The organism is Mesorhizobium sp. B4-1-4 (genome assembly GCF_006439395.2).
In the GTDB taxonomy this organism is placed as follows: Bacteria; Pseudomonadota; Alphaproteobacteria; order Rhizobiales; family Rhizobiaceae; genus Mesorhizobium.
In genome coordinates this window covers 4,084,683-4,109,522 of sequence record NZ_CP083950.1, presented here as the reverse complement: position 1 = coordinate 4,109,522, position 24,840 = coordinate 4,084,683, and the positions used below count along the sequence as shown (strand labels likewise).

Annotated in this window: 26 protein-coding genes; 13 read left to right on the top strand and 13 right to left on the bottom strand. The window is 63.5% G+C overall.

Annotation, left to right across the window (positions count from 1 at the left end):
* Positions 1–72: 72 nt before the first annotated feature.
* Positions 73–522 carry a host attachment protein gene (locus FJW03_RS19695; RefSeq protein WP_140609217.1) on the bottom strand — a complete coding sequence of 150 codons (450 nt, stop codon included), beginning with the start codon at positions 520–522 and terminating at the stop codon, positions 73–75.
* 369 nt (positions 523–891) lie between these two features.
* Here FJW03_RS19695 and cysG point away from each other — a divergent pair, with 369 nt between their 5' ends.
* From cysG to FJW03_RS19665, 6 genes are all read left to right on the top strand, one after another.
* Positions 892–2,337: a siroheme synthase CysG gene (gene cysG, locus FJW03_RS19690; protein WP_140764667.1), complete on the top strand. Its 1,446-nt coding sequence runs from the start codon at positions 892–894 to the stop codon at positions 2,335–2,337.
* Positions 2,334–2,627, top strand: coding sequence for a DUF2849 domain-containing protein (locus FJW03_RS19685; protein WP_140764670.1), 294 nt, complete (start codon positions 2,334–2,336; stop codon positions 2,625–2,627). Before cysG ends, FJW03_RS19685 begins: the two co-directional genes overlap by 4 nt.
* Positions 2,628–2,673: 46 nt before the next feature.
* The gene (locus tag FJW03_RS19680; protein WP_140764673.1) at positions 2,674–4,344 is read left to right on the top strand and encodes a nitrite/sulfite reductase; all 1,671 of its coding nucleotides are present in this window, start codon (positions 2,674–2,676) and stop codon (positions 4,342–4,344) included.
* A complete protein-coding gene (locus FJW03_RS19675; protein WP_140764676.1) occupies positions 4,319–5,083 on the top strand; it encodes a phosphoadenylyl-sulfate reductase in 765 nt (254 codons plus the stop codon). Before FJW03_RS19680 ends, FJW03_RS19675 begins: the two co-directional genes overlap by 26 nt.
* A 169-nt stretch (positions 5,084–5,252) precedes the next feature.
* Positions 5,253–5,786 carry a DUF934 domain-containing protein gene (locus FJW03_RS19670; protein WP_140609207.1) on the top strand — a complete coding sequence of 178 codons (534 nt, stop codon included), beginning with the start codon at positions 5,253–5,255 and terminating at the stop codon, positions 5,784–5,786.
* Positions 5,787–6,003: 217 nt separating this feature from the next.
* Positions 6,004–6,624 carry a DJ-1/PfpI family protein gene (locus tag FJW03_RS19665; RefSeq protein WP_140764679.1) on the top strand — a complete coding sequence of 207 codons (621 nt, stop codon included), beginning with the start codon at positions 6,004–6,006 and terminating at the stop codon, positions 6,622–6,624.
* 216 nt (positions 6,625–6,840) lie between these two features.
* Here the strand turns inward: FJW03_RS19665 and FJW03_RS19660 are convergent, their stop codons facing one another.
* A complete protein-coding gene (locus tag FJW03_RS19660) occupies positions 6,841–7,863 on the bottom strand; it encodes a fatty acid desaturase (protein WP_140764682.1) in 1,023 nt (340 codons plus the stop codon).
* A gap of 93 nt (positions 7,864–7,956) precedes the next feature.
* Positions 7,957–8,157 carry a hypothetical protein gene (locus FJW03_RS19655; protein ID WP_140744903.1) on the bottom strand — a complete coding sequence of 67 codons (201 nt, stop codon included), beginning with the start codon at positions 8,155–8,157 and terminating at the stop codon, positions 7,957–7,959.
* A 237-nt stretch (positions 8,158–8,394) separates the two neighbouring features.
* Between FJW03_RS19655 and grpE the strand changes: the two genes are divergently transcribed.
* Together grpE and FJW03_RS19645 are read left to right on the top strand one after the other, a co-directional pair.
* Entirely contained in the window at positions 8,395–9,027 is a 633-nt protein-coding gene (gene grpE / locus FJW03_RS19650; RefSeq protein WP_140609199.1) for a nucleotide exchange factor GrpE, read from the top strand.
* A 116-nt stretch (positions 9,028–9,143) separates the two neighbouring features.
* Complete coding sequence (locus tag FJW03_RS19645; protein WP_140609342.1) at positions 9,144–9,776, top strand: trimeric intracellular cation channel family protein; 633 nt, start codon at positions 9,144–9,146, stop codon at positions 9,774–9,776.
* A 50-nt stretch (positions 9,777–9,826) separates the two neighbouring features.
* Here FJW03_RS19645 and FJW03_RS19640 read toward each other — a convergent pair whose 3' ends face one another.
* From FJW03_RS19640 to sppA, 10 genes are all read right to left on the bottom strand, one after another.
* The gene (locus tag FJW03_RS19640) at positions 9,827–10,702 is read right to left on the bottom strand and encodes a GNAT family N-acetyltransferase (protein WP_181173261.1); all 876 of its coding nucleotides are present in this window, start codon (positions 10,700–10,702) and stop codon (positions 9,827–9,829) included.
* Between the two features lie 287 nt (positions 10,703–10,989).
* On the bottom strand, positions 10,990–13,284 hold the full coding sequence (locus FJW03_RS19635) for a PAS domain-containing hybrid sensor histidine kinase/response regulator (RefSeq protein WP_140764688.1): 2,295 nt from the start codon (positions 13,282–13,284) through the stop codon (positions 10,990–10,992).
* Between the two features lie 143 nt (positions 13,285–13,427).
* On the bottom strand, positions 13,428–14,417 hold the full coding sequence (locus FJW03_RS19630) for an MDR family oxidoreductase (protein ID WP_140764691.1): 990 nt from the start codon (positions 14,415–14,417) through the stop codon (positions 13,428–13,430).
* Positions 14,418–14,473: 56 nt separating this feature from the next.
* Positions 14,474–14,956 carry a signal peptidase II gene (gene lspA, locus FJW03_RS19625; RefSeq protein WP_140764694.1) on the bottom strand — a complete coding sequence of 161 codons (483 nt, stop codon included), beginning with the start codon at positions 14,954–14,956 and terminating at the stop codon, positions 14,474–14,476.
* Between the two features lie 13 nt (positions 14,957–14,969).
* On the bottom strand, positions 14,970–15,827 hold the full coding sequence (locus tag FJW03_RS19620) for a TrmH family RNA methyltransferase (protein ID WP_140764697.1): 858 nt from the start codon (positions 15,825–15,827) through the stop codon (positions 14,970–14,972).
* On the bottom strand, positions 15,828–16,919 hold the full coding sequence (locus FJW03_RS19615; RefSeq protein ID WP_140695515.1) for a class I SAM-dependent rRNA methyltransferase: 1,092 nt from the start codon (positions 16,917–16,919) through the stop codon (positions 15,828–15,830).
* Positions 16,920–17,032: 113 nt separating this feature from the next.
* A complete protein-coding gene (locus tag FJW03_RS19610; protein WP_140764700.1) occupies positions 17,033–17,998 on the bottom strand; it encodes an ornithine cyclodeaminase family protein in 966 nt (321 codons plus the stop codon).
* A 37-nt stretch (positions 17,999–18,035) separates the two neighbouring features.
* The gene (locus tag FJW03_RS19605) at positions 18,036–18,368 is read right to left on the bottom strand and encodes a DUF1049 domain-containing protein (RefSeq protein ID WP_140609183.1); all 333 of its coding nucleotides are present in this window, start codon (positions 18,366–18,368) and stop codon (positions 18,036–18,038) included.
* Positions 18,369–18,422: 54 nt separating this feature from the next.
* Positions 18,423–18,707: an integration host factor subunit beta gene (locus tag FJW03_RS19600; protein ID WP_006200394.1), complete on the bottom strand. Its 285-nt coding sequence runs from the start codon at positions 18,705–18,707 to the stop codon at positions 18,423–18,425.
* A gap of 78 nt (positions 18,708–18,785) precedes the next feature.
* Positions 18,786–19,742 carry a signal peptide peptidase SppA gene (gene sppA, locus FJW03_RS19595; RefSeq protein ID WP_140764703.1) on the bottom strand — a complete coding sequence of 319 codons (957 nt, stop codon included), beginning with the start codon at positions 19,740–19,742 and terminating at the stop codon, positions 18,786–18,788.
* A gap of 357 nt (positions 19,743–20,099) precedes the next feature.
* Between sppA and lptC the strand changes: the two genes are divergently transcribed.
* The 5 genes from lptC to hpf all read left to right on the top strand — a co-directional run bounded on the left by lptC (position 20,100) and on the right by hpf (position 24,802).
* Positions 20,100–20,795, top strand: coding sequence for an LPS export ABC transporter periplasmic protein LptC (lptC, locus tag FJW03_RS19590; RefSeq protein WP_140609179.1), 696 nt, complete (start codon positions 20,100–20,102; stop codon positions 20,793–20,795).
* 4 nt (positions 20,796–20,799) lie between these two features.
* Positions 20,800–21,390, top strand: a complete 591-nt coding sequence (locus FJW03_RS19585; RefSeq protein WP_140695524.1) for an LptA/OstA family protein — start codon at positions 20,800–20,802, stop codon at positions 21,388–21,390.
* The gene (lptB, locus tag FJW03_RS19580; RefSeq protein WP_140609175.1) at positions 21,390–22,208 is read left to right on the top strand and encodes an LPS export ABC transporter ATP-binding protein; all 819 of its coding nucleotides are present in this window, start codon (positions 21,390–21,392) and stop codon (positions 22,206–22,208) included. The genes FJW03_RS19585 and lptB overlap by 1 nt, the downstream gene beginning before the upstream one ends.
* Positions 22,209–22,424: 216 nt before the next feature.
* Positions 22,425–23,951, top strand: a complete 1,527-nt coding sequence (gene rpoN / locus FJW03_RS19575; RefSeq protein ID WP_140764706.1) for an RNA polymerase factor sigma-54 — start codon at positions 22,425–22,427, stop codon at positions 23,949–23,951.
* A gap of 266 nt (positions 23,952–24,217) precedes the next feature.
* Entirely contained in the window at positions 24,218–24,802 is a 585-nt protein-coding gene (gene hpf, locus FJW03_RS19570) for a ribosome hibernation-promoting factor, HPF/YfiA family (RefSeq protein WP_127279801.1), read from the top strand.
* Positions 24,803–24,840 lie beyond the last annotated feature (38 nt).

Genomic DNA, 24,840 nt, shown 5'->3' with positions numbered 1-24,840 from the left:
GGGCCGAAAGGCTGCCGGTCCGGTCGAATGCCAGCGCGGTGCGCGCCTCCCTGGCCGACGGACCGTCCGCGGTCAGACTGCCTGCAACAGAGCCTCGATCTCAGGGATGGCGTGGTTGGTCATCGTCTTTGGAATTTCCCCCGCGACCTTGTCCTCGACTTCCTTGTGCAGCTTCTTGCGCATGGCGCCGAGCACTATCGGCGGAGCGACGAGAACGATGCTGTCGAAGGCGCCGCCATGGGCGAGCTTGTAAAGCCGGCCGGCGATCTCGTCGGCGAAGCGTTCCTTGCCTATGCGGTGCCAGTCGGTATCCTCGACCGCGCTGCGGTGCACGGAGGGGCCGTCATTGTATCGGCCGGGGCTGTCGGTCCCTTGCTCGCGCGTGGGCGGGTTTTCCTGCTCCACCACCTGTATGACTTCAAGGTTGGGATACTTGCTGTCGCCGACATTCTTGAGGAAGAGCGCCTTTTCGCCGTCGGCCACCAAAACCCAGATACCGTGCTTCAACCTGATCGTATTCATGATAGCGCTCCTTCTTGAGTATGAGACTATTCGGAACGCGTTCCAGCCCGGCAACGTTCCAACCCAAGGTGAACCGAAAGCCGTGGCGGCGGACCCCAAGGATCGGCGGACATCTTTAATCTACAAAAATAGTAGAAATTGGAAAAAACTGTTTTGCGAGGCAGGACGCCGACGGCTAAAATCCGCTAAAATGAAGGCTCGAACCGGCTACTTGACGCCGCCCACGCCCACCGTGCGGAATATTTTTCTCCTGCCTTTCGCCGTTGCGGAAAAGCGATTGCCTGCCATCACCGGATGCGCGAGTGCTTTGCTTCTGGTTTTTCGCGCCCGGGCGTAAAACCGCGACACTGTTCCTGGATTGCGTTTCACATGCCGCAGGTCGATGCCAAGCTCAACGCCTTTCCCGTCTTCGTGCGGGTCGAGGGTGAAGCTGTGGCCGTTGTCGGCGGCGGTGATCAGGCGCTGGCCAAGGCGCGGCTGATCGGACAGTCGAGCGCGGTCCTGCGCATCATCGCCCAAAATGCCGAACCGGATCTGCTTGCCTTCATCGCCCAGTCCGGTGCCAGCCATATCGCGGCGGCCTACGATGTCTCACAACTTGACGGTGCGGTCATGGTGTTTGCCGCCAGCGGCGATGGGGAGCTTGACCGCCGCGTCGCAGCGGACGCGCGCCGGCTGGGTATTCCGGTCAATGCCGTCGACCGGCCGGAACTCTGCGATTTCTTCACCCCTGCGCTGGTCAATCGCGCGCCGGTCGCCATCGCCATCGGCACCGAAGGGGCAGGCCCGGTGCTTGCCCAGATGCTGCGCAGCCGCATCGACCGCATGCTGTCGCCGTCGTTCGGTGGGCTGGCGGCGCTCGCTGCTTCGTTCCGCGCCGCCGCCGAGAGACTGCCCAAAGGCAATATTCGTCGCCGGTTCTGGAGCGACTTCTTCGGCGGTGCGCCGGCGCGTGCCATAGAGGCTGGCGAGCTTTCGCGAGCGTATGAGGCGGCGACTGATCTGCTCCTGTCGAACGCGCCGGCATCAGGTCACATCGCGCTGGTTGGCGCCGGCCCGGGCGCCGAGGATCTGCTGACGCTGCGGGCGCATCGCCTGCTGATGGAGGCCGATGTCATCGTCCATGACGCGCTGGTGCCGGAGGCGGTTATCGCCATGGGCCGACGTGATGCCGAGCGCCTGGCGGTCGGAAAACGCAAGGGCTGCCATACCAAGAGCCAGGCCGAAATCAATGCGCTGCTGGTGGAACTTGGCCGCCAGGGCAAGCGGGTGGTGCGGCTGAAGTCGGGCGATCCGCTGGTGTTCGGCCGCGCCGGCGAGGAGATGGCGGCACTGCGTGACGCCGGCATCGCCTATGAGGTGGTTCCGGGTGTCACCGCGGCCTTTGCCGCCGCCGCCGATTTCGAGCTGCCGCTCACCTTGCGCGGTGTCTCCTCGTCGATGGTTTTCACCACCGGCCACGATCTGAAGGGCAATTCGCTGCCGGACTGGGCCAGGCTCGCCATTTCCGGCGCCACGGTCGCCGTCTATATGGGCCGCTCGGTCGCCGCCGAGGTTGCCGGCCGGCTGATCGAAGCCGGTCTTTCGCCGGATACGGCGGTCGCCGTGGTCGAGAATGCCAGCCTTGCCAACCGCCGCCGTTTCCATGGCACGCTGGCCGATCTGCCGTCGCTGGAAGCACGGGCCGATCTTTCCGGCCCGGTCATGACCATTATCGGCGATGCCGTCGCTGGGGCCAATTTCGAGCGATCCGAGCCGCTCGCGGCACACAGGGTTACAGGTGCGTCCGTCGCTGCCGAAGGAGTTCAGCCATGAAGATATTGACCGCCAATCGCCTCGGCGACGGCATTGCCGTCTGGTACGCCGATGGCGGCTGGGCCGAGACGGTGGATCAGGCGGACCTTGCCCACGACAAAGCTGCCGAGGATCGCCTGGAGGCGATCGGCGCCAGGGCGTTTGCCGCCAACGAGGTGGTCGACGTCAACCTGATCGACGCGGAAATCGTTGACGGCGTGGTCGAGCCCGTGCGGCTGCGCGAGAAGATCCGCGCCGCGGGCCCGACGATCCGTGGCGATCTCGGCAAGCAGGCCGAGCGGACAGCCTAGCCAGAATACCAAATGAAACGGGCGGACGCGCCCTGAAAGACGAAGCATGTACCGTTACGATGAGTTCGACCACGATTTTGTCCAGGCCCGCGTCGCCGAGTTCAGCGACCAGGTCCAGCGCCGGCTGTCCGGCGAGATCACCGAGGACCAGTTCCGGCCGCTGCGGCTGATGAACGGCGTCTATCTGCAACTGCACGCCTATATGCTGCGCATAGCGGTGCCCTATGGCACACTGAACGGCAAGCAGTTGCGCATGCTCGGCCACATCGCCCGCAAATACGACAAGGGCTACGGACATTTCACCACGCGTCAGAACATCCAGTTCAACTGGCCGGCGCTGTCGGACATTCCGGCGATCCTGGCTGATCTGGCAAGTGTGGAGATGCACGCCATCCAGACCAGCGGCAATTGCATTCGCAACGTTACCGCCGACCATTTTGCCGGGGCTGCCGCCGACGAGGCCGCCGATCCACGCCCCTATGCGGAAATCCTGCGGCAATGGTCGTCGGTGCATCCGGAATTCTCGTTCCTGCCCAGAAAATTCAAGATCGCGGTGACGGGTGCCGAGCGCGACCGTGCCGCCATCCAGACGCATGACATCGGGCTGCATCTGAAGAAGAACGCCGCCGGCGAGCTCGGCTTCGCCGTCTATATCGGTGGCGGTCAGGGCCGCACGCCGATGGTGGCGCGAAAAATCCGTGACTTCCTGCCGGAAGCCGACCTTCTGTCCTACTGCACGGCGATCCTGCGCGTTTACAATCTCTATGGCCGCCGCGACAACAAGTACAAGGCGCGCATCAAGATCCTCGTCCATGAGACCGGGGTCGAGGAAATCACCCGGCAGGTCGAGGCCGAGTGGCAGGAGTTGAAGGACGCCGAGCTGAAACTGCCGGATGCCGACATCCGCGCCATCGAAGCGTATTTCGCGCCGCCGGCGCTGGTTGATCGGCCCGATGGCGACGAGGCCGTCAAGCTGGCTCGCCTCGATTCCAAGGGCTTCTCGGAGTGGCTCGACCAGAATGTGGTGACGCACCGCCATCCTGACTACGCGGCGGTGACGATTTCGCTCAAGGGCATCGGCGACGTGCCGGGCGACGCCTCGGACAGCCAGATGGAAGCGGTGGCCGACATCGCCGAAAAATACGCCTTCGACGAGCTTCGCGTCAGCCATGAGCAGAACCTGATCCTGCCGCATGTGGCGCGCGCCGACCTCAAGGCGGTCTATGACGCCCTGGTCGCCATCGGCCTGGCGACAGCCAATTCCAACCTGATCTCGGACATCATCTCGTGCCCGGGCCTCGACTATTGCGCGCTAGCGACCGCACGCTCGATCCCGATCGCGCAGGAAATCTCGCGCCGTTTCGCCTCGCTGGAACGGCAGCGCGAGATCGGCGAACTGAAGCTGAAGATCTCAGGCTGCATCAATGCCTGCGGCCATCACCATGTCGGCCATATCGGCATCCTCGGCGTCGAGAAGAAGGGCTCCGAGCTCTATCAGGTCACGCTTGGCGGCTCCGCCGACGAGAACACGTCGGTCGGCGAGATCATCGGCCGCGGCTTCTCGTCCGATGAGATCACCGATGCCATCGAGACGATCGTCGACACCTATCTCGGCCTTCGGCTCGACCCACAGGAAAAATTCATCGACGCCTACCGCCGTGTCGGTCCCGCGCCGTTCAAGGAGGCGCTCTATGCTGGCGAAGCCAAGGCCGCTTGACCGTATAGTCGATGTCGATGACGGCGTCGCCGCCAAGGCGGCGGGGCTCGACGCGCTCTACGGCCATCTGAAGCCGCTCGAGATCATCGAACGCACGGCCGGCGAACTGTTCCGCGACGAGATCGCGGCCGTGTCGTCCTTCGGCGCGGATTCCGCAGTGCTGCTGCACATGATCGCCGAGATCGACCGGTCGCTACCGGTCATCTTTCTCGACACCGGCAAGCATTTCGAGGAGACGCTCGGCTACCGCGACGCGCTCGTCGCCGATTTCGGGCTGACCAACATCCAGGTCATCAAGCCGGAGGAGGCTGCACTTGAGCGGATCGATCCGACGGGCAATCTCCACCAGTGCGACACCGATGCCTGCTGCAATGTGCGCAAGGTCGAGCCGCTGGCGCGTGGGGTCGCACCCTTCCGCGCCTGGTTGACCGGGCGCAAGCGCTTCCAGGCCTCGACACGGGCAGCACTTCCGGTGTTCGAGGCGGTCGGCCCGCGCATCCGCATCAATCCGCTGGCGCATTGGACGACATCGGATCAGGCGGACTATATGCGCGCGCATGTCCTGCGCGAAAATCCGCTCGTCGCCTACGGCTATCTCTCGATCGGCTGCTTCCCGTGCACGCAGCCGGTGCAGCCGGGCGAGGACGCGCGCAGCGGCCGCTGGGCAGGTCATGCCAAGACCGAGTGCGGCATTCATCTGTCGGGGCTGGAAGTTTCGCTGACCGACGCATCACTATAGGGTATGTTGCAATTCAGGTGAGGCCGGTCTGCAAACGGCGGCTTCCTGCGCTTCCGGTGCTCACGTACTTCAAGTACGCTCCGCTCCGGTTCTCGGAAGCAGCCGTTTTCGACGTGGCCTGACCTGCATTTCAACACACCCTTGAGCTCTTCGAATTTTGGGAATTTTGATGACTGGACCGACGACACCGGAGACCCGGCTCTGGACCCCGGAGGGTTTTCGCGAGGACGAGTGGGCCCATGCGGAAAACGCGGACGCGCTTTCCGGCAATGGCCGCTTCATCCTGCCGCTGCAGCCGTTCCTTGATCTTGATCCGGAGGTGCGCCTTTCCGCCAGGGAGCGGCTCGGCGTCCTGCTGCAGCCCGGCGATCAGCTCGAGAAGATCGCCGACCTGCTCGACCAACTGTCGCTGGTGGCGCTCGCTTTCCCGGCTTTCAGCGACGGTCGCTCCTTCTCCAAGGGCGAATTACTGCGCAGCCGCTACCATTTCGAAGGCGCGGTGCGCGCCACCGGGCAGGTTCTGGTCGACCAGTTGCCGCATATGCTGCGGCTCGGCTTCGACGAATTCGAGATCTCGAACCCTGTGCTGTTGAAGCGCCTGGAAGAGGGCCGCACAGGCGGATTGGGACTCTATTACCAGCCAGCCGCGGTGCCGGAACCCAAAGGCCCAAAATATTCGTGGCGGCGCGTGCGCTCCAGCTGACGTGAGCTTGTCCTCCATGCCACCTCTTGCGGCAGTCTGGTCGAACCAGGTGAACCCTTTTCAGTCGAGGTGATAGCACCGCGTCTGAGAGAGGTGGAATTTTGCCAAACTGGTCCGACCAATTTTGCGTTTCTCTCTTTCCCAAAGCACGTCTTGGCCGTAGGATGGCATTATTATTTCGTGACCCGAAATAAATGGCCGCAAGGGAGGAACCGGGATGGCTGGCAAGAAGATACTGATGCTCGTTGGCGAGTTCAGCGAGGAATATGAGATTTTCGTTTTCGAACAGGCCATGCATGCCGTCGGACACACCGTCCACGTCGTGTGCCCGGACAAGAAGGCGGGTGATGTCCTGAAGACTTCGCTGCACGACTTCGAAGGCCACCAGACCTATACGGAAAAGCCCGGCCACGACTATATCCTCAACAAGACGTTTGCCGAGGTGGATCCGGCCAAATACGACGCCGTCTACGCGGCGGGCGGGCGCGGACCGGAATACATCCGCATCGACAAGCGGGTGCAGGCGCTGGTGCGGCATTTCCACGAGGCCGGCAAGCCGATCTTCACCATCTGCCATGGCGTGCAGATCCTGATCGCGGTCGATGGTGTGGTGCGGGGCAGGGAAGTGGCGGCGCTCCACTATTGCGAACCGGAAGTGACGCTGGCCGGCGGCATCTACATCGATGTCGCGCCGACCGGCGCCCATGTCGACGGCAATCTGGTGTCGGCCAAGGGCTGGCCCGGCCTATCCAACTTCATCCGCGAATGCCTGAAGGTGCTGGGCACGGAAATCCGCCACGGCGAGATGCTGATGCGCGACGAGCGTCAGGCGGCCTGAGGCTTAGAGCAGTTCACCGTTTCACGGAAACGGCAATCTGCTCTAACTTCTTGTTTTGATGCAATTCCGGACAGAAAACCGTCTCACACTTTTCCTGGAATTGCTCTAAGCTACAGTATCGTTCGCTGCCGCTTTCAATCACGTGAAAGTCCGGCGCCGCCCCTCATCCGCCTGCCGGCACCTTCTCCCCGTATAGTGACGGGGAGAAGGTAAGCGCTATACCGCCGCCCGCGCCTCACGGAACGACACCAGCTTGCGGCGGTTTTCGTCCCACAATGCGAGTTTGACGCAGCGCAGGCTCTCGAGCAGCGTGACGCGACCGATGCCGCGCAGTTCCGGATAATCGCGCAGCACTTCCTGCAGCCGGTAGCCCGGCACCTTGGCGGAGAGGTGATGGACGTGGTGGACGCCGATATTGCCGGTGAACCAGTTCAGCACCGGCGGCAAATCGTAATAGGACGAGCCATGCAAGGCGGCGCGCTGGAATTCCCATTCGTCATCCTTTGCCCATTCCGTCTCCTCGAACTGGTGCTGGACATAGAACAGCCAGATGCCGGCCGAACCGGCGAGAATGACGATCGGCAGATGGACAACCAGGAACGCACCGGGGCCAACGGCCCAGATGAGCAAGGCCGCCGCAAGCGCGATGGCGAGATTGGTGATCATTGACGACACCCAGGGTGTCAGCCCGCCGCGCATCATGCCGACAGGCAGCCTTTGCGAGAAGATGAACAGCCAGATCGGCCCGAGACCGAACATCACCAGCGGATGGCGGTAAAGCCGATAGGCCAGGCGGCCACGCCAGGACATCCGCCGGTATTCGGCAACGGTCAGGGTCCGGATGTCGCCCATGCCGCGCTCGTCGAGATTGCCGGCGCCGGCATGATGTGTCGCGTGGGCACGGCGCCAGCAGTCGTAGGGCGTCAGCGTCAGGACGCCGAGCGCGCGGCCGATCCAGTCGTCGGCGACACGATTGGCGAAGAAGGAACCATGGCCGCAATCATGCTGGATCATGAAGATGCGCACCAGGAACCCAGCCGCCGGAAGGATCAGGACCAGCCCCCACCAATGGCCATAGGCATAGGCGGCCGAAGAGAGCGCCCAGAGCGTGGCAAACGGGATAAGGGTGATGGCGAGTTCGATGGCACTGCGCCGCCGGTCCGGCTTCTTGTAGCGCGCCAGAATCTTCAGCCAGGCGCGCTTGCTGTTAGCGGCCGCGTCGGGGGAAATCATGTTCATCACGAACCATAGGCGGGGCGTGCCGCCGCCGCAAGGCGACTATCACGCGAAATTACCGCGCGTAATTGTCGCGTAAGAATCCTGGCGAGAGCCTTACTGGCGTCGCCAGCTTACGTCCCCATCCTCCAATCGGTCGAGGCGGTCGAGCAATTGCCTGAAGCGGTCGGGAATGTCGGCCTCGGTGCGGAAAGCCGGCAAGGTGCGCAAAAAGCGGGTCATCGCCTCGGCACCGAGCTGGCGCCGGACCTCCGTGGCGAGCCGTTCTCCCTTTTCAGCCTTGTTGCGGGTCATCATTTCAAAATCCTATGTCGGTTCCGAAACTCCTCCAGCAAGGGAATGGTTCCCGCATCACGCCCTTGTGGCAAGCAAAGCTGGCAAGTACGGTAAAATTTGAATTAAAATCGAAGTATCACCGCCGGTCACGGCTTAGTGCCGGCCAAAGGCCGAGGGGCGCTTACCCCTTGATTTTTGGCCGCCGAACCTCGATATCGGGCACAAAATCCAGACCATTCGAGATAACGGGAAACGGCGATGAGCGACCAGGCAAAAGACGAACGCGTGCCCAGTGAAGCGGAGGCGGCCGAGGCCAATGCCGAGCGCACGGAAGGCAGCATCGATGGCGACTATGAAGCGCTTGTGCGGCTGCTGAAGGAAAATGAAGAGCTGAAGGACCGCGCTTTGCGTGTCGCGGCCGAGATGGAGAACCTGCGCCGCCGCACCGCGCGCGACGTGCACGACGCGCGCACCTATGCGGTTGCGAATTTCGCGCGCGACATGCTGTCGGTGTCGGACAATCTGCGCCGCGCGCTCGACGCCATTCCCGCCGAGGCCAAGGCATCTGGTGATGCCGGTTTCAAGGCACTGATCGAAGGCGTCGACCTGACCGAACGCGCCATGCTGTCGGCGCTGGAACGGCATGGGGTCAAGAAACTCGCTCCGGAGGGCGAGAAGTTCGATCCCAATTTCCACCAGGCGATGTTCGAAGTGCCCAATCCCGATGTGCCGGCCAATACGGTGGTCCAAGTCGTGCAGCCAGGCTATTCGATCGGGGAGCGCGTGCTGCGCCCGGCCATGGTCGGCGTCGCCAAGGGCGGACCCAAGATCGCCGCCGAGGCACCCGTCGAGCCGGGGCCGGTCAATGAGCAGGCCGAGAAGGACGCGTAGTAAGGGAATAGGCAGTAGGCAGTAGGCAGTACGGAACTAAGGAGACGTATCAATCGCACGGCTTCGTGCTATTCATACGCCAATCCCTAATCCCCACCGCCTACTGCCTCATGTCTTTGAATCCCATCGCCCTTCTCGATTATGCCGGCGTTGCTGTTTTTGCGGCGACCGGGGCGTTGGCCGCGTCTCGCAAACAGCTCGACATTATCGGGTTCTTGTTTCTGGCCAGCATCACCGGGATCGGCGGCGGCACCTTTCGCGACCTCATCCTCAATGTGCCTGTCTTCTGGGTGGTGAACCGCGACTATGTGCTGATTTGCGCTATCGTGGCGGTCCTGGTCTTCTTCACCGCGCATCGGGTCGAGTCCCGCTACAAACTGCTGCTGTGGCTCGACGCCATCGGGCTGGCCGCCTTTTCGGTGATGGGCGCGGCGAAGGGTCTGGCAATCACCGGTTCGCCGGTGGTTTCGATCATCACCGGCATGCTGACCGCGACCTTCGGCGGCATATTGCGCGATCTCCTGGCAGGGGAACCTTCGGTGCTGCTGAGGCCGGAGATCTATGTCACGGCCGCTCTGGCGGGCGCCGCCATCTTCACCCTGGGCGATGTCGCCGGATTGCCGCAGATTGTCTCCGGTTTGGCCGGCTTCGCCGTGGCGTTCGCCGTGCGTGGTGGTGCGCTGCGCTTTGGCTGGGCGTTTGCGTCCTACAAGAGCCGGCCCGGCCGGCGGCCCGAAGACATTCCGTAAGGGTGACTAGGGATTAGTCAGTAGTCAGTGGTGGTTATCACTGCTGCTCACTAGGCCGCGAAGCGCTGCGCTTCTCCGCCATAATAGTTGACGTAGCGGGCACCGATCTCCTTGACCGGCATCACCACGAAGACGTCGACCGTCGAGAATTCGCGATCGATGACGCAGCCGTCGCCGATGCGGGCGCCGACCCGCAGATAACCCTTGACCAAGGGCGGCATGGCCGCGATCGCCGCCTTGGCGTTGACCGCCTCGATCGGCATCAGGTCCATGGAGCAATAGCGCCCGGATACGGCGCGCACATCCCACGCCGAGTTGGTCCGGCAGTGATGGGCAAGATAGGTGAGCGCCTCGGCATGCGCCGCCGGCACGGTGCCGTGGAAGGAAGCGCAGCCGGTCATCACGCCGATCTCGTAGTGATTGATGTAGGCCCAGATGCCCTGCCACAGCGCCTCGATGGTGCGCTTCGACCGGTACTCGGGCAAAACACAGGAACGGCCGAGTTCGAGAAAACGCTGGCCGGGATGACGGGCGATGAGCTTGGTCAGCTCGAATTCGCCTTCGGAATAGAAGCCTCCGGCAACGGCCGCGATCTCTTGCCGCAGCAGGCGGTAGGTGCCGACGATGCGGCGGTGCTCGGGACCGGAAATCGAATTGTCGAAGACAAGCAAATGATCGCAGAGCGGATCGAACCGGTCGGCGTCACGCCGATCCTGCGCCTGGAACAGATCCTTCCTGGCGCCAAGCTCGTCGTAGAAAACACGGTAGCGCACTTCCTGCGCGGCCGCGATCTCGGCCTCGTTGCGGGCAAGCCGCACTTCGAGGTTGCCGATACGGCCGAGCGCTGCGCCCTTCATGACGGAATCGACGTTACGCCCGGCGAGCAAGGCGCTGCTGGCGTTCGGCCGAGTGTCACATTCCGGCATAACTGTATGCACGAGTGATTCTCCTTCGAGCCATCCCTCTTGGCACGGGGATACGGTGTAGGTGCAACAGGATTGTGACAGTACCGTGATACGCCGTCGCGGGCAATACTTCGTCGGCTGGCGAAAACGGTCAACCGGCTATGTTCGGTGAGCAGAGTCGAGGCGCCCCGCGTCCGCACGGATCGAGGCAACGCGCCTCAAGCCATTGTTTTCATGGATGTCATCCTCACGGAACCAGGGCCGCTTTAAGGCGACATGCATTCGCGGCGCGGCCGGAAAAAAACAGCTCAGGCGGCCACCTGGCTCTCGACGGCGGTGACCAGGGCGTCCGGGTCCAGCGGCTTGGTCACGAAGCCGCTGGCGCCATGGGCGAGCACGGCATGACGGGTCTTTTCCTGGCTGTCGGCTGACAGCACCATGATCGGCACGGGCGCCACGGCCGTTTCCTCCTCATGGCGGCGTATGGCCGCAATTGCGTCCAACCCGTCCATGACCGGCATATGCAGGTCCATCAGCACCACGTCGAAGCGGTGCTTATGTCCGGCGCTGGTGATGGCCTCGACGGCGGCCTTGCCGTTGCCGACCACCTTGACGCGATGCCCGGCCTTCAACAGCGTGGCGCGCGCCAGCATGGCATTGATGTCGTTGTCTTCGGCGATCAGCACGGAAAGGCCCTGCTGGCGCTCGCCGGCGGCGCGAAGCGCCGGGATGCGGCGCATTTCCGGATGGGGCTGGGCCAGAGCCGACGCATGGTTGCTCAAAAGCACACGCAAAAGTGTTCCTCCGCGCACCGGCCGGGCCAGGAAGGTCGCGTAGCCGCTGGCGCGGAATTCGCCAAGCATGCCGCGGTCGGTCGGCGCGATCAGCGTGACGGCTTCGCAATCGGAAAGGCCGCTTTGGCGCAACCGCTTGAGCAGCCGTCCGTCGCTCTCTTCCATGGCCGCGTCGACCAGAAGCACGTCGCAGGCATCGGCAAAGGACGCGGCCTGCGCCACGGTGGTGGCGATCCCGGCGGTGCCGCCATTGGCGCGGATGGTGCGAGCGATGGCGTCGGCTTCAACGGTGTTCTTCGACAGGATCACCGCGCGCCTGCCGGCAAGGGCATTGAGCCGGCCCTGTGGCGCCTCGGTGGCTGCTATGGCCGGGATTTCGAAGACGAATTCCGATCCCTGGCCAAGCCGGCTGGAGACCGAGATCGTGCCGCCCATGGCAGCCACCAGGCGCTTGGAGATGGCAAGTCCAAGACCGGCCCCGCCATGCGCGCGCGTCGACGTGCCGTCGGCCTGCTCGAATTCCTCGAAGATCCGCTCCATGTCCTCGTCGCGCAGGCCGGGACCGGTGTCGGCGATGGTGAAGCAGATGCGGTCGCTGGTCTCGGCGCGGGCACGCGCCACGCTGACCAGCACGCCGCCGCTGTCGGTGAACTTGATGGCGTTGCCGATGAGGTTGAGCAGCACCTGCCTGACCCGGCCCGGATCGGCGGTGATCATTTGCGGTACGTCCGGCTCGACGTGACAACCGAGGCCGATATCCTTGGCGAAGGCGCGCGCCGCCAGCAGTTCGATGATGTTCTCGGCGATCTCGCGCACCGACATGGGCTGCGGTTCCGGATCGAAGCGTCCGGCCTCGATCTTGGAATAGTCGAGCAGGTCCTCGATCAGGGCGAGCAGGGCGCTGGCGGAGGTCGAGATGGCGCCGACATAGGTCTGCTGCTCCGCCGACAGGCTGGTGTCGGCCAAGAGCCTCGCCATGCCCATGATGCCGTTCATCGGCGTGCGGATTTCATGGCTGACGGTGGCGAGGAAGCGCGATTTGGCCTGGCTGGCATATTCGGCTCGCTCGCGCGCTGTAATCAGCGAGGATTCGGCGCGCTTGCGGGCGGTGATGTCGCGGGCGATGGCGCGATGCGAAACCGCGCCGCTGTCCTTCTCGCGCACCGACAGCTCGATCCACGAGAACCAGCGCGGGCCGCTCGGCGTGCGGATGGCGACGTCGGTAGAGCTCAGGCACTCGTGATCGGAAAAGGCGGCATCGGGAACGATGCCGACTTCGATGCCGAGTTCGGCCAACGTCTTTCCGGCAAGGTCGCGCTGATCGGTACCGACCAGATCGGCGAACACCTTGTTGGCATAGACGATGTAACCGTCGCGATCGCGGTGGATGACGAGGTCGCCAAGCGCGTCGATGAGACCGCGAAAGCGCTCCTCGCTTTCCTGCATCTCCCACATGCGGTCGGCCAGCGTCTCGATCTCGGCGCGGCTGCGGGCAGTGGTCTCGTCAAACAGCACCGCGGTACGATGGACGCGACGTCTGGCGTGTAGATGCATGGCAAGGCCAGCGAGGCCGGTCGCCAGCAGTGCGAGGCTGATGAAGATCGGCGCGCCGGTCAGATGCGACAGGCCCGCCAGCGCCAGGATGACAACGAAGGTCAGGAGCGGCAGGCCTTGCTGCCTGGCCAATTGCTGTTCGGGTACCAGCGGTGGCGCGGCGACAAACCGCCGTGCCGCCATCGGCGCCGGCGCGGATACCGCATCGGCGTCGTCGCCAGTGTCCGCCCGTTGGCTGCCGGATTCCGCGATCATGCGAAATCCTTGGCAGACAGAGATTATGGAAAATTGCGGCGGATCGTTCGAATTTTAGCAGATAGGGCGTTTTTGTTCCCGCAGCGACGGGTTCTCCACCGGATTCGGCAATTCCGTCCGCCGCCAGCGATAGGCGAGGCCGGTCACATGTCGACGACGACGCGTCCGCGGATCTTGCCGTCGACGATATCGCGTGCCGCATCGATAATGCCATCGAAGCCGATGGCCGTGGACAGGTTGGCAAGCTTCTTCAAGTCGAGATCGGTGCCGACGCGACGCCAGGCCTCGAGGCGAACGGCCTTCGGCGCCATCACCGAATCGATGCCGAGCAGCGAGACGCCGCGCAGGATGAAGGGGGCGACACTTGCCGGCAGGTCCATGCCGCCGGCCAGGCCGCAGGCGGCGATGGCACCGCCATAGGAAGTCATCGAGAGAACGTTGGCCAGCGTGTGACTGCCGACCGAATCGACGCCGCCGGCCCAGCGCTCCTTGGCCAGCGGTTTGGCGGGCTGGTTGAGCTCGTCGCGCGATATCACCTCGGCGGCGCCGAGGTTGATCAGATAGGGGCTTTCGGCATTGCGGCCCGTGGACGCAACGACATGGTAGCCGAGGCTGGACAGGATCGAGATCGCGACCGAACCGACGCCGCCGGCCGCGCCCGTCACCACCACGGGGCCGCGATCGGGCAGGATGCCGTGCCGTTCCAGCGCCATGACAGAAAGCATGGCGGTGTAGCCAGCGGTGCCGACCGCCATCGCATCGTGCGGGCTCATGCCTTTCGGCAGCGGCACCAGCCAGTCACCGTTGACACGGGCGCGCCCCGCATAGGCGCCGAAATGGGTCTCGCCGACGCCCCAGCCGTTCAGGATGACCTTGTCTCCCTTGCGCCAGTCGGGATTGGAAGAGGAGATGACGGTGCCGGCGAAGTCGATGCCCGGCACCAGCGGCCAGCGGCGGACCACCGGCGCCTTGCCGGTAATGGCCAGTCCATCCTTGTAGTTCACCGTCGTCGCCTCGACCGCGACGGTGACGTCGCCCTCCATCAGGTCGGCATCGGTGAGGTCCGTCACGGCTACCGACTGCTTTTTGTCGGCGTCGCGCGAAACGAGGATGGCTTTGAAGGTTTCGGACATCTTTTTCTCCGCGAGCTTGCTTGTCGGGGTGACTGTGCGGCGATGGCCGCGTCGGGTCAATCGTTCGAAGGCGTGGGCTCGCGCCGCCAGCCGATGAGTTCGTCGAAGACGACGAGTGCCGCGCCCACCGAAATGAGGGCGTCGGCGAGGTTGAAGACGGCAAAGGACCAAACCGGCGTGTGAAACAGGATGTAATCGATGACGTGGCCGTAAACGGCGCGGTCGATCAAATTGCCCAGCGCACCGCCGATGATCAGTGCAAAGCCGGTGCGGGCGACGACATGACCTGACGGCGTACGGGTGGCGAGATAAAGTACGAAGGCGACGACCAGCACGGCGATGACCACCAGGCCAGTGTCGCCGAAGGAGGAGAACATCGAGAAGGCGATGCCGGTGTTGTAGGTGCGAAACAGCGCCAGGAACGGCAACAGATCGAGCTTTTCCTGGAAGGGCAGCCCGGCTTCGACCAGATGTTTTATCCATTGGTCGAGCGCGATGGCTACGACGACGAGCAGGGCGTAGGGGGACCACGATTTCAAGGTTGGATAGCCCTCACTTGGAGTCCGCGATGGGGTCGAGCTTCAGCGCACCGCGCCGGATCTCGAACAGCATGATGCCGGTGGCGACGGCGAGATTGAGCGAATCGGCGCGGCCGGCTTGCGGAATCCTGAGCAGCCTGTCGCAACTGGCCGCCAGGCTTTCGGGCAGGCCCTGCTGCTCGTTGCCCATCATCAGCAGCACCGGTCCGCGGGAAAAGTCGACCGAGCGGTAGTCGACCGCGCCTTTCAGATGCGTGCCGGCGACGAGGCCTGAAAACCCGCCGCGCCAGGCAAGGAAGGCCTCGGTCGTTGCCTTCGCCACCGGCACGGCGAAGATCGAGCCCATGGTGGCGCGCACCGTCTCCACCGAAAAAGGATCGGTGGTGTCGCCGACCAGGATGATACCCTTGGCGCCGACGGCATCGACGGTGCGGATGACGGTGCCGAGATTGCCGGGGTCGCGCACCCGGTCGAGCGCCACCCAGACATCGCCATTGCCGGCGCGGATATCCTTCAGTGTCTGGAATTTCTGCGAGAAGACGCCGACCACCATTTGCGGATTGTCGCGGCGAGTGATGGCGACAAGCACCTTTTCCGATACTTCGAGCACCGTGCCGCCGGCGGCAACCGTGCGCGCGGCGACCTTCTCCACCGCCGGGTTGCCGCGTCCGGCCTTGGCGAAGACCAAGGTCCTGATCTGCCAGCCCAGGTCGAGCGCATCGATGACCAGCTTCAGTCCCTCCGCCATGAAGGCGTTCTGCTGGTCGCGGAATTTCTTCAAGGCGAGTGCCTTGATGTCCTTGACGAGCGGATTGGCGAGGCTGGTGACTTCCTTCACCTGGCCGGGTGCGCCCGCGTGCCGCTCGTTCATTCAGGCCACCCAACGCGAAAACAGTGATGTCGAAAGCGCCCGGCCGGCGGACTTTTCACGGATGATCAGCTCACCCGATTCGACCCTGCCGCCCATGCCGGCAAAGGTGTCGCGCATCAAGGCATGGATGGCAAAGAAGGAGGCGCGGATCGAATAGACGGTCAGCACCACGGCAAGCGGCTTCGGCGTCAGGACCGCGCGGCAGAGATCGGTCAATGCCGGCAGGTCCTCGAACAATTGCCAGACCTCGCCCTTGGGACCACGGCCATAGGCGGGCGGATCGAAGAGAATGATGTCATAGCGGCTGCCGCGACGCTCCTCGCGTTCGGCGAATTTCACCGCGTCGTCGACGATCCAGCGGATCGGCTTGTTGCCGAGCCCCGCCATCTCCTGGTTTTCGCGCGCCCAGCCGATCGCCTTCTTCGAGGCGTCAACATGGGTGACCTCGGCGCCCGCGCGGGCTGCTACGAGAGACGCGAGCCCCGTATAACCGAACAGGTTCAGCACCTTGACCGGCCGCTTCGCCGCCGCGATCAGCCCGGCCATATGGTCCCAGTGCGAGGCCTGTTCGGGAAAGACGCCGACATGGCGAAACGAGGTGAAACGGCCGAGATAATCAATGCCGTCATGCTTCATCGGCCAGGTTTCGCCGAGTGGCGTCTTGGGAAAGCGCCAGCGGCCAATACCTTCCTCGTCGGTATCGCCGGTGAAGATGGCGTCGGCACGCTCCCAGTCCTTTGCCGGCAAGGCCTTCTGCCAGATCGCCTGGCCCTCGGGCCGCACGATGCGGTAGGGGCCGTATTGTTCAAGCTTCTGGCCGGAGCCGCTGTCGAGCAGCGCATAATCGGCGTTGGGCGCCACTTCGAGGATCAGCGGAAGCTGCTCGGCCGGCAGGGCGCCATCGCGACGGGTAAGGATGCGCGGCGCGGACCTAGGTTCAAGCTGGTTATCCGGTTTCAAGTCACGCGGTTCGCGCGGCCTGGCGTCTGTTTTGACCGCTGGCCGATTCTCCTGCGGGCGCGGCTGTGCGGCCCCACCCTTCGCCGGCTGGTGCGGGCGGCCGTCGCGGCGTTTGTCGCGAAAAGACTTCAAGAAGCAGCATCTCCGGCGGTTCGGCCCGCTTCTGCCACAGCTATGCCCTTGTGCGCAACAAACGGCGATTGTGGAACGGCCGACGACTGGGGCCGCGAAGAAGCTCGCAGGTGTTACGGCTTGAGCGCCGTGTAAACGGCAATGCCGGCGGCAAGGTCCTCGAGCGCGGCGCCGACCGACTTGAACAGCGTGATCTCGTCAGTGCTCTCGCGGCCCTTCTTATGGCCGCGCGCCAATTCGTGAAGGTCGGCGATAATGGCTTCCGGTTTCAGGACGCCGGAGGCCAGTGGCTGGACGATGTCGCCGGCCTCCTTGGTGGCGCCGGCGCGGGTGTCGACATAGACACGGGCGCGTGCGATCGCGTCGTCATCGCTTTCGCGCATCGTCGGGGTGAAGCCGCCGACCAGGTCGACATGGCTTCCCGGCCGCAACAGCGAGCCCTTGATAAGCGGCGTGGTGGTGATCGTCGCGGAGGAGACGATGTCGGCCTGGCCAAGCTCGGCATCGAGATCGATCGCGGCGCTGGCGGCGAAGCCCTCGGCGCGCAGATCGGCCGCGACTTTCTCGGCATTGGCCGGGGTACGGTTCCAGATGCGGATGGTTTTGATCCGCCGCACCGCCGAATGCGCCTTGGCGAGGAACGGCGACAGGGCGCCGGCGCCGACCACAAGTAGGCGTGAAGCATCGTCACGAGCGAGATAGGACGCCGCGAGCGCCGAGGCGCAGGCCGTCCGCCACTGCGTCAGCCGCTGGCCGTCGATCAGGGCTTCCGGTTCGCCGGTGCTGCCGTTGAGCAGAAGATAGAGACCCATCACGGCGGGCTTGCCGATGGCGTTGTTATCGGGCGAGACGGTGACGATCTTGACACCGATGTGCCCCCCGGCCGAGGTGCCGGCGGCGTTGAAATCGGTCCATGCCGGCATCAGCAGCAAGGTCGAGGCCGCACCATCGGGCCGTTCGACCGCGTGATGATGCCTGACGGGCTGCACCGCACCCTCTCGAAACGCGGTGCGCAACGTTCCGACCAATCCAGGAAAGGTCAGCGCACGGTCGACCTCGGCGGCCGAAATGGTCAGCATGAAAAGCTCCGTGAAACGAAAGGCGCCGGCCGGCGGTTCAATTGCTCGGCTTCGGCAGCACCGGTCCCTGCGGCGCCGCAGGCGTGCGGCTGACCGCCTGGCGCAGGTTTTCCGCCTCGACGCCACGCTGACGCGCCAGCTTGCGGTAACGGCCCTGCTTGACCCAGGTTGCCAGGCTGCCGACGATCATGCCGATGGCCAGCGCCAGGAACAGGAAGATGAACAGCGGCAAGGTGAGCGTCAGCTTCGGATTGCCGGGGTTGAACGGGTCCAGCGTGAAGGCGACGAGTTCGCGGTTGGCGACGGCCAAAGCGATCAGGATGATCGCGAGAGGCACGAAGACCACGATGAGCATGAAGCGATTGAGCATGATATCTTCCGTCGCAAGCGGGCCGGACAAGGCTGTCTGGCGCTGATGTTGCGCCTACTTGCCGCCGTTCAGCCTTTCGCGCAGTTCCTTGCCGGTCTTGAAGAACGGCACCCATTTCTCCTCGACCTCGACCGATTCACCGGTGCGCGGATTGCGGCCGGTGCGCGCGGGGCGGTTTTTCACCGAAAAGGCGCCGAAGCCGCGCAGTTCGACCCGGTTGCCTTCGGCAAGGGCGTCGGTGATTTCATCGAAGATCGCGCCGACGATGTTTTCGACGTCGCGCAGGAAAAGATGCGGATTGCGCGTGGCAATAATCTGCACAAGTTCGGACTTGATCATCAGACGGGTCCCCGTGAAAGCCGTGCGGTCAAAATTATCAGGATGATTTTGTTTGTTTTTTCAGTCCCAAGCGGCGTCTCAAGGGTGCCAGACGGAAACGAGACCGTCAAGAAACAAGCGGTCGGCGCCGAGTTCGTGGATGACATCGCCGCTGTAGTCAGGCAGGCCGAGCGCGCCGCCGATCGTTTTCACCATGGCCTTTGACCAGAAGAAGCCTCCGCGCCGTTCGGTGTTCTTCCACTCGACCACCTTGAGTTCGGCATCGACACCCTTGGTCGCCAGCCAGTCGATGGCCTCGGTCTCGCCGCCGACGGAGTCGATCAGGCCGTTGGCGACACCCTGGCGGCCGGTGAAGATCGAACCGTCGGCAAGCGCCAACGCTTGTTCATGGGTCATCTTGCGGCGCTCGGCGACGATGCCGACGAACCAGTCATAGCTGTCGAGGATGAGCTTGCGGACCATGGCGCGCTCGTCGTCATTGGTCGGCTTGAAGGGAGACGGCGAGGCCTTGAGCGGCGAGGATTTCACCTCCTCCAGCTTGACGCCGAGCTTGTCCATCAGGCCGCTGACGTCGGGATACTGGATCAGCACGCCGATCGAACCGACGATCGAGGTCTTGCGGGCGACAATGTGGTCGGCGGCACTGGCGATCATATAGCCCGCCGAGGCGGCGAGCGTGCCGACTTCGGCCACTACAGGCTTGTCGGCGGCCACCTTGCGCACCTCCTCAAAGATCGATTCGCCGCCGACAGTGGTGCCGCCGGGCGAATCGATCGCAAGGATCACGCCTTTTACCTTCGACGACTGGCGGATAGTCTCCAGCCGCTTGATCAGTTCGTCATCCTCGGTGATGGTGCCTTCGATCCTGACCTTGGCGATATGGTCGACAGTCGACCCGCCGAAATCGTCGCGGTACAGCCAGGCCGAGAGCATAATCACCCCAAGCGCCACGATGCCGAAGGCCGCGACACGCCAGAAAGTCAGCTTGCGCCGCAAACGGCGGCGGTCGATCAGGTCGTCGGCTCTCATTGCCATGGTCAGCCTCACAATCGGCGGGAAGAGATGCTTTTAGACCATGATGCCCACATCGGGAAGCAGTTCCGTCTTCCCGATGGCGCGGCAATCCGCGCGCGCCGATCCTCAGGCTGTCCATTTTGTGACTGGCCTGGGCAACGGACCCAAGGTAAAGGGAGGAACAGCAGCGATGAAAAACGACGCAACGGCGTCCATTTCTGCTATGAAGTACCGGTTGTTGTGCTGACCTGGTTTTCGTTTGTACAACGGCAGTTGTCACATTTTTGCGCGTTTCGTCGGCTTGTGCTTGCTTGAGGGCGCTGGCATCCCACCTATAGGCGGTGCTCCGGGCGGGCAGGGTTTTAGAAGAAAGCAGTCATGTTAGCGCGACCGAATGAACCGACCAGCCCCGAGACGGAGTTGGCTCCCCCGGCGGATGGCCGGACACGGAGCGATGCGTTCGACCGCGCCCAGCGTCATTCGCGCCGCGTGCGGGTGCTCAAATTCGCGGTGCCCTTGGCTGCGGCGTTGATCGCCGTCGCCTTCCCCGTCTATTCCTATCTTGCGGCGCCCGTCTCCGTCGCGGTGCAGGCCGAAGGCACCGCTTTTTCCAACGGCAAGCTGGTGATGGCCAATCCCAAGCTCAACGGTTTCACCAAACAGAAGCAGCCCTATTCGATGACGGCCCTGCGGGCGATACAGGATGTCAGCACGCAAGGCATCATCGAACTCGAAGGCATAGACGCCAAGGTTCCGGTCGGGCCAGACAATGTCGCGGCGGTCAAGGCCTCGCAGGGCACCTACGATCGCAACGGCAATACTATGAAATTGACCAGTGACGTCTCGATAACCACGACCGATGGTATGCAAGCCAAGTTCAAATCGGTCTTCCTCGACATGGGCAAAGGCACTATGAAGACGGATGATCCCGTCGATGTCAGTCGTGGCGGGTCGCGGATCACGGCGGATTCCTTGTCGGTCCAGGACAATGGCAAGATCCTGGTGTTCGAGAACAGGGTGCGCGTCAACATCGATCCCGCCAGTCTGAAGGCGGCTGAGGCAAAGGGCGAATAGGCGAATGTGGCTCAACAGTTCGACACGGCTTGCGGCCGCAACTTCGGCGCTGCTCCTGCTTAGCCTGACGCCGTCGCTGGCGCAGTCCAGTGCCACCAGTCAGGTGTCAGGCCTCAAACTGGCCGGCGACAAGCCTATCCAGATCGAGAGCGACAAGCTTGAAGTGCGGCAGGCCGAGAATGTCGCCATCTTCACGGGCAATGTCACGGTCGCCCAAGGGCCGACGCTGATGAAGGCCGGCAAGATGATGGTCTATTACATCAAGGATCCCAACGCAGCGGCCAAGGGCACGGAAGCCGCGGGGGCGGCGATGACCGGCTCTGCCAACATCGACCACCTGGAAATCTACGACAAGGTCTACATCAAGTCGGATCAGCAGGTCGCGACCGGCGATCAGGGTAGCTTCGACATGAAGAGCCAGGTGCTGGTGCTTTCGGGCAAAAAGGTCGTTCTGTCGCAAAACGACAATGTCCTGGTCGGCTGCAAGCTGACCGTGCAGATGAAAAGCGGGCTGGCTCAGGTCGACCCATGCGCTGGGCAGCGTGTCCAGATGTCGATCACGCCGCCGCCGAAATCGGGAGCGACGAACCCCTGATGGCCAGCCTGTCGTCGCTGACGGCGCGTCTTCCGGGACGGGCCGCAGGCAAGGTTTCGGCTCCGGCCACAATCACTGCCGACAAGGCCAAGTTCAAGGGAACCTTGATCGCCAAGGGCCTGACCAAGAGCTATAAGGGCCGTAAGGTCGTCAGCGGCGTCACGCTGGGCGTGCGTGCCGGCGAGGCCGTCGGGCTGCTCGGCCCCAACGGCGCCGGCAAGACAACCTGTTTCTACATGGTCACCGGCCTGGTGCCGGTGGATGAAGGCACGATCGAGATCGACGGCTTCGACGTCACCTCGATGCCGATGTACCGTCGCGCGCGCCTCGGCATCGGCTATCTGCCGCAGGAGGCCTCGATTTTCCGTGGCCTCAACGTCGAGCAGAATATCCGCGCCGTGCTGGAAGTGGTCGAAAAGGACCGCAAGGTGCGCGAACGCAATCTCGACGAACTGCTCGAGGAATTCCACATCAGCCATCTGCGCAAGGCGCCATCCATGTCGCTCTCCGGCGGCGAGCGGCGCCGCCTGGAAATCGCGCGCGCTCTGGCGACGCGCCCGGCCTACATGCTGCTCGACGAGCCTTTTGCCGGCATCGATCCGATCGCTGTCGCGGATATCCAGCAATTGGTGCGCCATTTGACAGCACGCGGCATCGGCGTCCTCATCACCGACCACAATGTGCGCGAGACGCTCGGTCTGATCGACCGCGCCTATATCATCCATGCCGGCCAGGTGCTGACCCATGGCCGCGCCGACGAGGTGGTGGCGAACCCCGACGTGCGGCGGCTTTATCTGGGCGAGGGTTTTACGCTTTAGGGCTGTTCAGCATCGGTAGAATCGATGAACCGCTCCTGGTCACGATTTTGCGTGTGACCGCCTGTATTTCCGCGATTTTCGCCACGCTAACCGTCCGGTAAGCGGGTTTTGCTAGCCTTCGCCTTGACAAGCAAAAGCCGGGCCAGTTTCTATGGCCGGCCGCGAAATTCATTTCCGACAGTCCGGACGCGTAGAGGAGGCGTTTGAAACCGAACCATGGCGTTGGCGGCGAAACTACAGCTCCGACAGTCGCAGTCGCTGGTGATGACGCCGCAGCTGATGCAGTCGATTCGGCTGCTGCAGTTCACCCATGTCGAACTCGAGCATTTCATCGACGAGGAGATCGAACGCAACCCGCTGCTGGAGCGCGCGGAGCTGCAGGACGATGCTGTCAGCAACCAGGCGCAGAAAACCGAGGTGGAGCCGCAAGCGGCCGCCGACGGCGACTGGTTCGAGAACGAGGCGGGATGGAGCGCCGAGGCGATCTCGGAAAGACTCGATACCTCGCTTGAGAACCTGTTTCCCGACGATCCCGGCACCAGCGAGCGGCTCGGACCCGACCTGACGGCACAATGGAAATCGGCCTCGGGCAATGGCGGCGGCTCCTCGTCCGAGGGGCTCGACGTCGGCGACATGGCGGCGAGTGCCGTCACCTTGCGCGACCATGTCGGCGAGCAGATCGCGCTCGCCTTCGCCGATCCCGCAGCGCGGCTGATCGCCGGGGAACTCGCCGACAGCCTGGACGAGAGCGGCTATGCCAGGGCCGATTTTGCGGAAATCGCTAGGCGTCTGGGCACTGACGACACCGCCGTGGGCAGGGTCCTGGCGGTGTGCCAGACCTTCGAGCCGGCCGGCCTGTTCGCCCGCGATCTTGCCGAATGCTTGTCGCTGCAGCTTGCCGTTCGTGATCGCCTCGACCCGGCGATGCAGGCCCTGGTGGCCAATCTCGAACTCCTGGCGCGGCGCGATTTCCAGGCGCTGAAGCGGATCTGTGGCGTCGACGAGGAGGATTTGCTCGATATGCTGGCCGAGATCCGGGCACTCGATCCGCGCCCGGGCATGGCTTTTTCAGGCGGCGCCAGCGACGCCATTGTCGCCGATGTCGAGGTGCGCGCGGCCAATGACGGCAGCTGGACGGTCGAGCTCAACGCCGAAACGCTGCCGCGCGTGCTGGTCGACCATATCTATTTCGCCCAGGTCTCGCCGCACGCCAAGAATCAGGCGGAAAAGGACTTTCTGGCCGAGTGCCTGCAAAACGCCAACTGGCTGACGCGCAGCCTCGACCAGCGGGCAAAGACGATCCTCAAAGTGGCCTCGGAGATCGTGCGCCAGCAGGATGCCTTCCTGGTCCATGGCGTGCGCCACCTGAAACCGCTCAACCTGCGCACGGTGGCTGATGCCATCAGCATGCACGAATCGACGGTCAGCCGGGTCACCGCGAACAAATACATGCTGACCCCGCGTGGCGTGTTCGAGCTGCGCTATTTCTTCACCGCCTCGATCGCCGCGTCGGGCGGTGGCGACGCGCATTCCTCGGAAGCGGTACGTGACCGCATCAAGCAACTGATCGACGAGGAGAAATCTGTCGACGTGCTGTCCGACGACGCGATCGTCGACATGCTCAGGGAAAGCGGCGTCGATATCGCCCGGCGCACGGTCGCCAAGTACCGGGAAGGCATGAATATTCCGTCTTCCGTGCAGCGCCGGCGCGAGAAGCGGGCGCGCGCCAGCGCCGGCCGTTAGGCCCTTGCGATTTTCCACAGCTCTCGAGCTTTATTGACAAGGCGCGGTGAAGTGGCTAGAAGCCCGCCCGCATGAGACGGGCTTGATGCCCGCTAGCGGATGGTCCGTCACGACAATGGCCCCGGGATGGTCAAGAAGGCGGCTTGTGATCAACCGGAAAGTTCGGATTTAAATCGGCGCGAGTGACGCCGCAAAGCTTGTGCGCACGGATCACGAGTATAAACTCGGGCCAGTTTGAAGCCTGAGCAAGGAAGGTCAGTTTTCAGATGAATCTGCGCATATCGGGAAAGCACATGGATATCGGCGATGCGTTCCGCACACGCATCAACGATCGTGTCGGTGAAGCGATCGGCAAATATTTCGATCGCGGTTTCGCGGGGCACGTCACCGTCATCAAATCGGGCTCGCGCTATTCGGCGGATTGCATGATCCGGCTGGATTCCGGCGCCTCGCTGCAGGCCACCGGCGATGCCCAGGATCCGACGCTGGCCTTCGAGGCCGCGGCCGATCGGCTGGAGACCCGGCTTCGGCGCTACAAGCGCCGTCTGAAATCGCACAATTCGGGCAATGGCAATGGCGAGTTGACCGACATTGCCTATACCGTGATGGCACCGCTTGCCGATGACGACGAGGAAATCCCGGAGGATTTCGCACCGGCCATCGTCGCCGAATCGACCATGACGCTGAAGACCATGTCGGTGGCCTCGGCCGTCATCGAGCTCGATACCAAGGACAGTCCGGTGGTTGTTTTCCGCAATGCCGGAACCGACCATCTCAACATCGTCTATCGCCGGCCCGACGGAAACATCGGCTGGATCGATCCGTCCACGACCAAAGTCGCACAGGGATAAAAGCCAGCCGCACGAGGGGTGGGGACTGGCGCGGCAGG

Excerpts from the sequence above, each read along its gene's own strand:
- cysG (WP_140764667.1), top strand. The coding sequence starts at position 892 with ATGCCGCAGGTCGATGCCAAGCTCAACGCCTTTCCCGTCTTCGTGCGG.
- FJW03_RS19605 (WP_140609183.1), bottom strand. The coding sequence starts at position 18,368 with ATGCTCAATCGCTTCATGCTCATCGTGGTCTTCGTGCCTCTCGCGATC.
- lptC (WP_140609179.1), top strand. The coding sequence starts at position 20,100 with ATGTTAGCGCGACCGAATGAACCGACCAGCCCCGAGACGGAGTTGGCT.
- FJW03_RS19610 (WP_140764700.1), bottom strand. The coding sequence starts at position 17,998 with ATGCTGACCATTTCGGCCGCCGAGGTCGACCGTGCGCTGACCTTTCCT.
- FJW03_RS19665 (WP_140764679.1), top strand. The coding sequence starts at position 6,004 with ATGGCTGGCAAGAAGATACTGATGCTCGTTGGCGAGTTCAGCGAGGAA.
- FJW03_RS19655 (WP_140744903.1), bottom strand. The coding sequence starts at position 8,157 with ATGATGACCCGCAACAAGGCTGAAAAGGGAGAACGGCTCGCCACGGAG.
- FJW03_RS19670 (WP_140609207.1), top strand. The coding sequence starts at position 5,253 with ATGACTGGACCGACGACACCGGAGACCCGGCTCTGGACCCCGGAGGGT.
- rpoN (WP_140764706.1), top strand. The coding sequence starts at position 22,425 with ATGGCGTTGGCGGCGAAACTACAGCTCCGACAGTCGCAGTCGCTGGTG.
- lptB (WP_140609175.1), top strand. The coding sequence starts at position 21,390 with ATGGCCAGCCTGTCGTCGCTGACGGCGCGTCTTCCGGGACGGGCCGCA.
- sppA (WP_140764703.1), bottom strand. The coding sequence starts at position 19,742 with ATGGCAATGAGAGCCGACGACCTGATCGACCGCCGCCGTTTGCGGCGC.
- FJW03_RS19675 (WP_140764676.1), top strand. The coding sequence starts at position 4,319 with ATGCTGGCGAAGCCAAGGCCGCTTGACCGTATAGTCGATGTCGATGAC.
- FJW03_RS19680 (WP_140764673.1), top strand. The coding sequence starts at position 2,674 with ATGTACCGTTACGATGAGTTCGACCACGATTTTGTCCAGGCCCGCGTC.
- FJW03_RS19600 (WP_006200394.1), bottom strand. The coding sequence starts at position 18,707 with ATGATCAAGTCCGAACTTGTGCAGATTATTGCCACGCGCAATCCGCAT.
- FJW03_RS19640 (WP_181173261.1), bottom strand. The coding sequence starts at position 10,702 with ATGCCGGAATGTGACACTCGGCCGAACGCCAGCAGCGCCTTGCTCGCC.
- FJW03_RS19630 (WP_140764691.1), bottom strand. The coding sequence starts at position 14,417 with ATGTCCGAAACCTTCAAAGCCATCCTCGTTTCGCGCGACGCCGACAAA.
- FJW03_RS19695 (WP_140609217.1), bottom strand. The coding sequence starts at position 522 with ATGAATACGATCAGGTTGAAGCACGGTATCTGGGTTTTGGTGGCCGAC.
- FJW03_RS19620 (WP_140764697.1), bottom strand. The coding sequence starts at position 15,827 with ATGAACGAGCGGCACGCGGGCGCACCCGGCCAGGTGAAGGAAGTCACC.
- hpf (WP_127279801.1), top strand. The coding sequence starts at position 24,218 with ATGAATCTGCGCATATCGGGAAAGCACATGGATATCGGCGATGCGTTC.
- FJW03_RS19635 (WP_140764688.1), bottom strand. The coding sequence starts at position 13,284 with ATGATCGCGGAATCCGGCAGCCAACGGGCGGACACTGGCGACGACGCC.
- grpE (WP_140609199.1), top strand. The coding sequence starts at position 8,395 with ATGAGCGACCAGGCAAAAGACGAACGCGTGCCCAGTGAAGCGGAGGCG.
- FJW03_RS19585 (WP_140695524.1), top strand. The coding sequence starts at position 20,800 with ATGTGGCTCAACAGTTCGACACGGCTTGCGGCCGCAACTTCGGCGCTG.
- FJW03_RS19660 (WP_140764682.1), bottom strand. The coding sequence starts at position 7,863 with ATGAACATGATTTCCCCCGACGCGGCCGCTAACAGCAAGCGCGCCTGG.
- FJW03_RS19685 (WP_140764670.1), top strand. The coding sequence starts at position 2,334 with ATGAAGATATTGACCGCCAATCGCCTCGGCGACGGCATTGCCGTCTGG.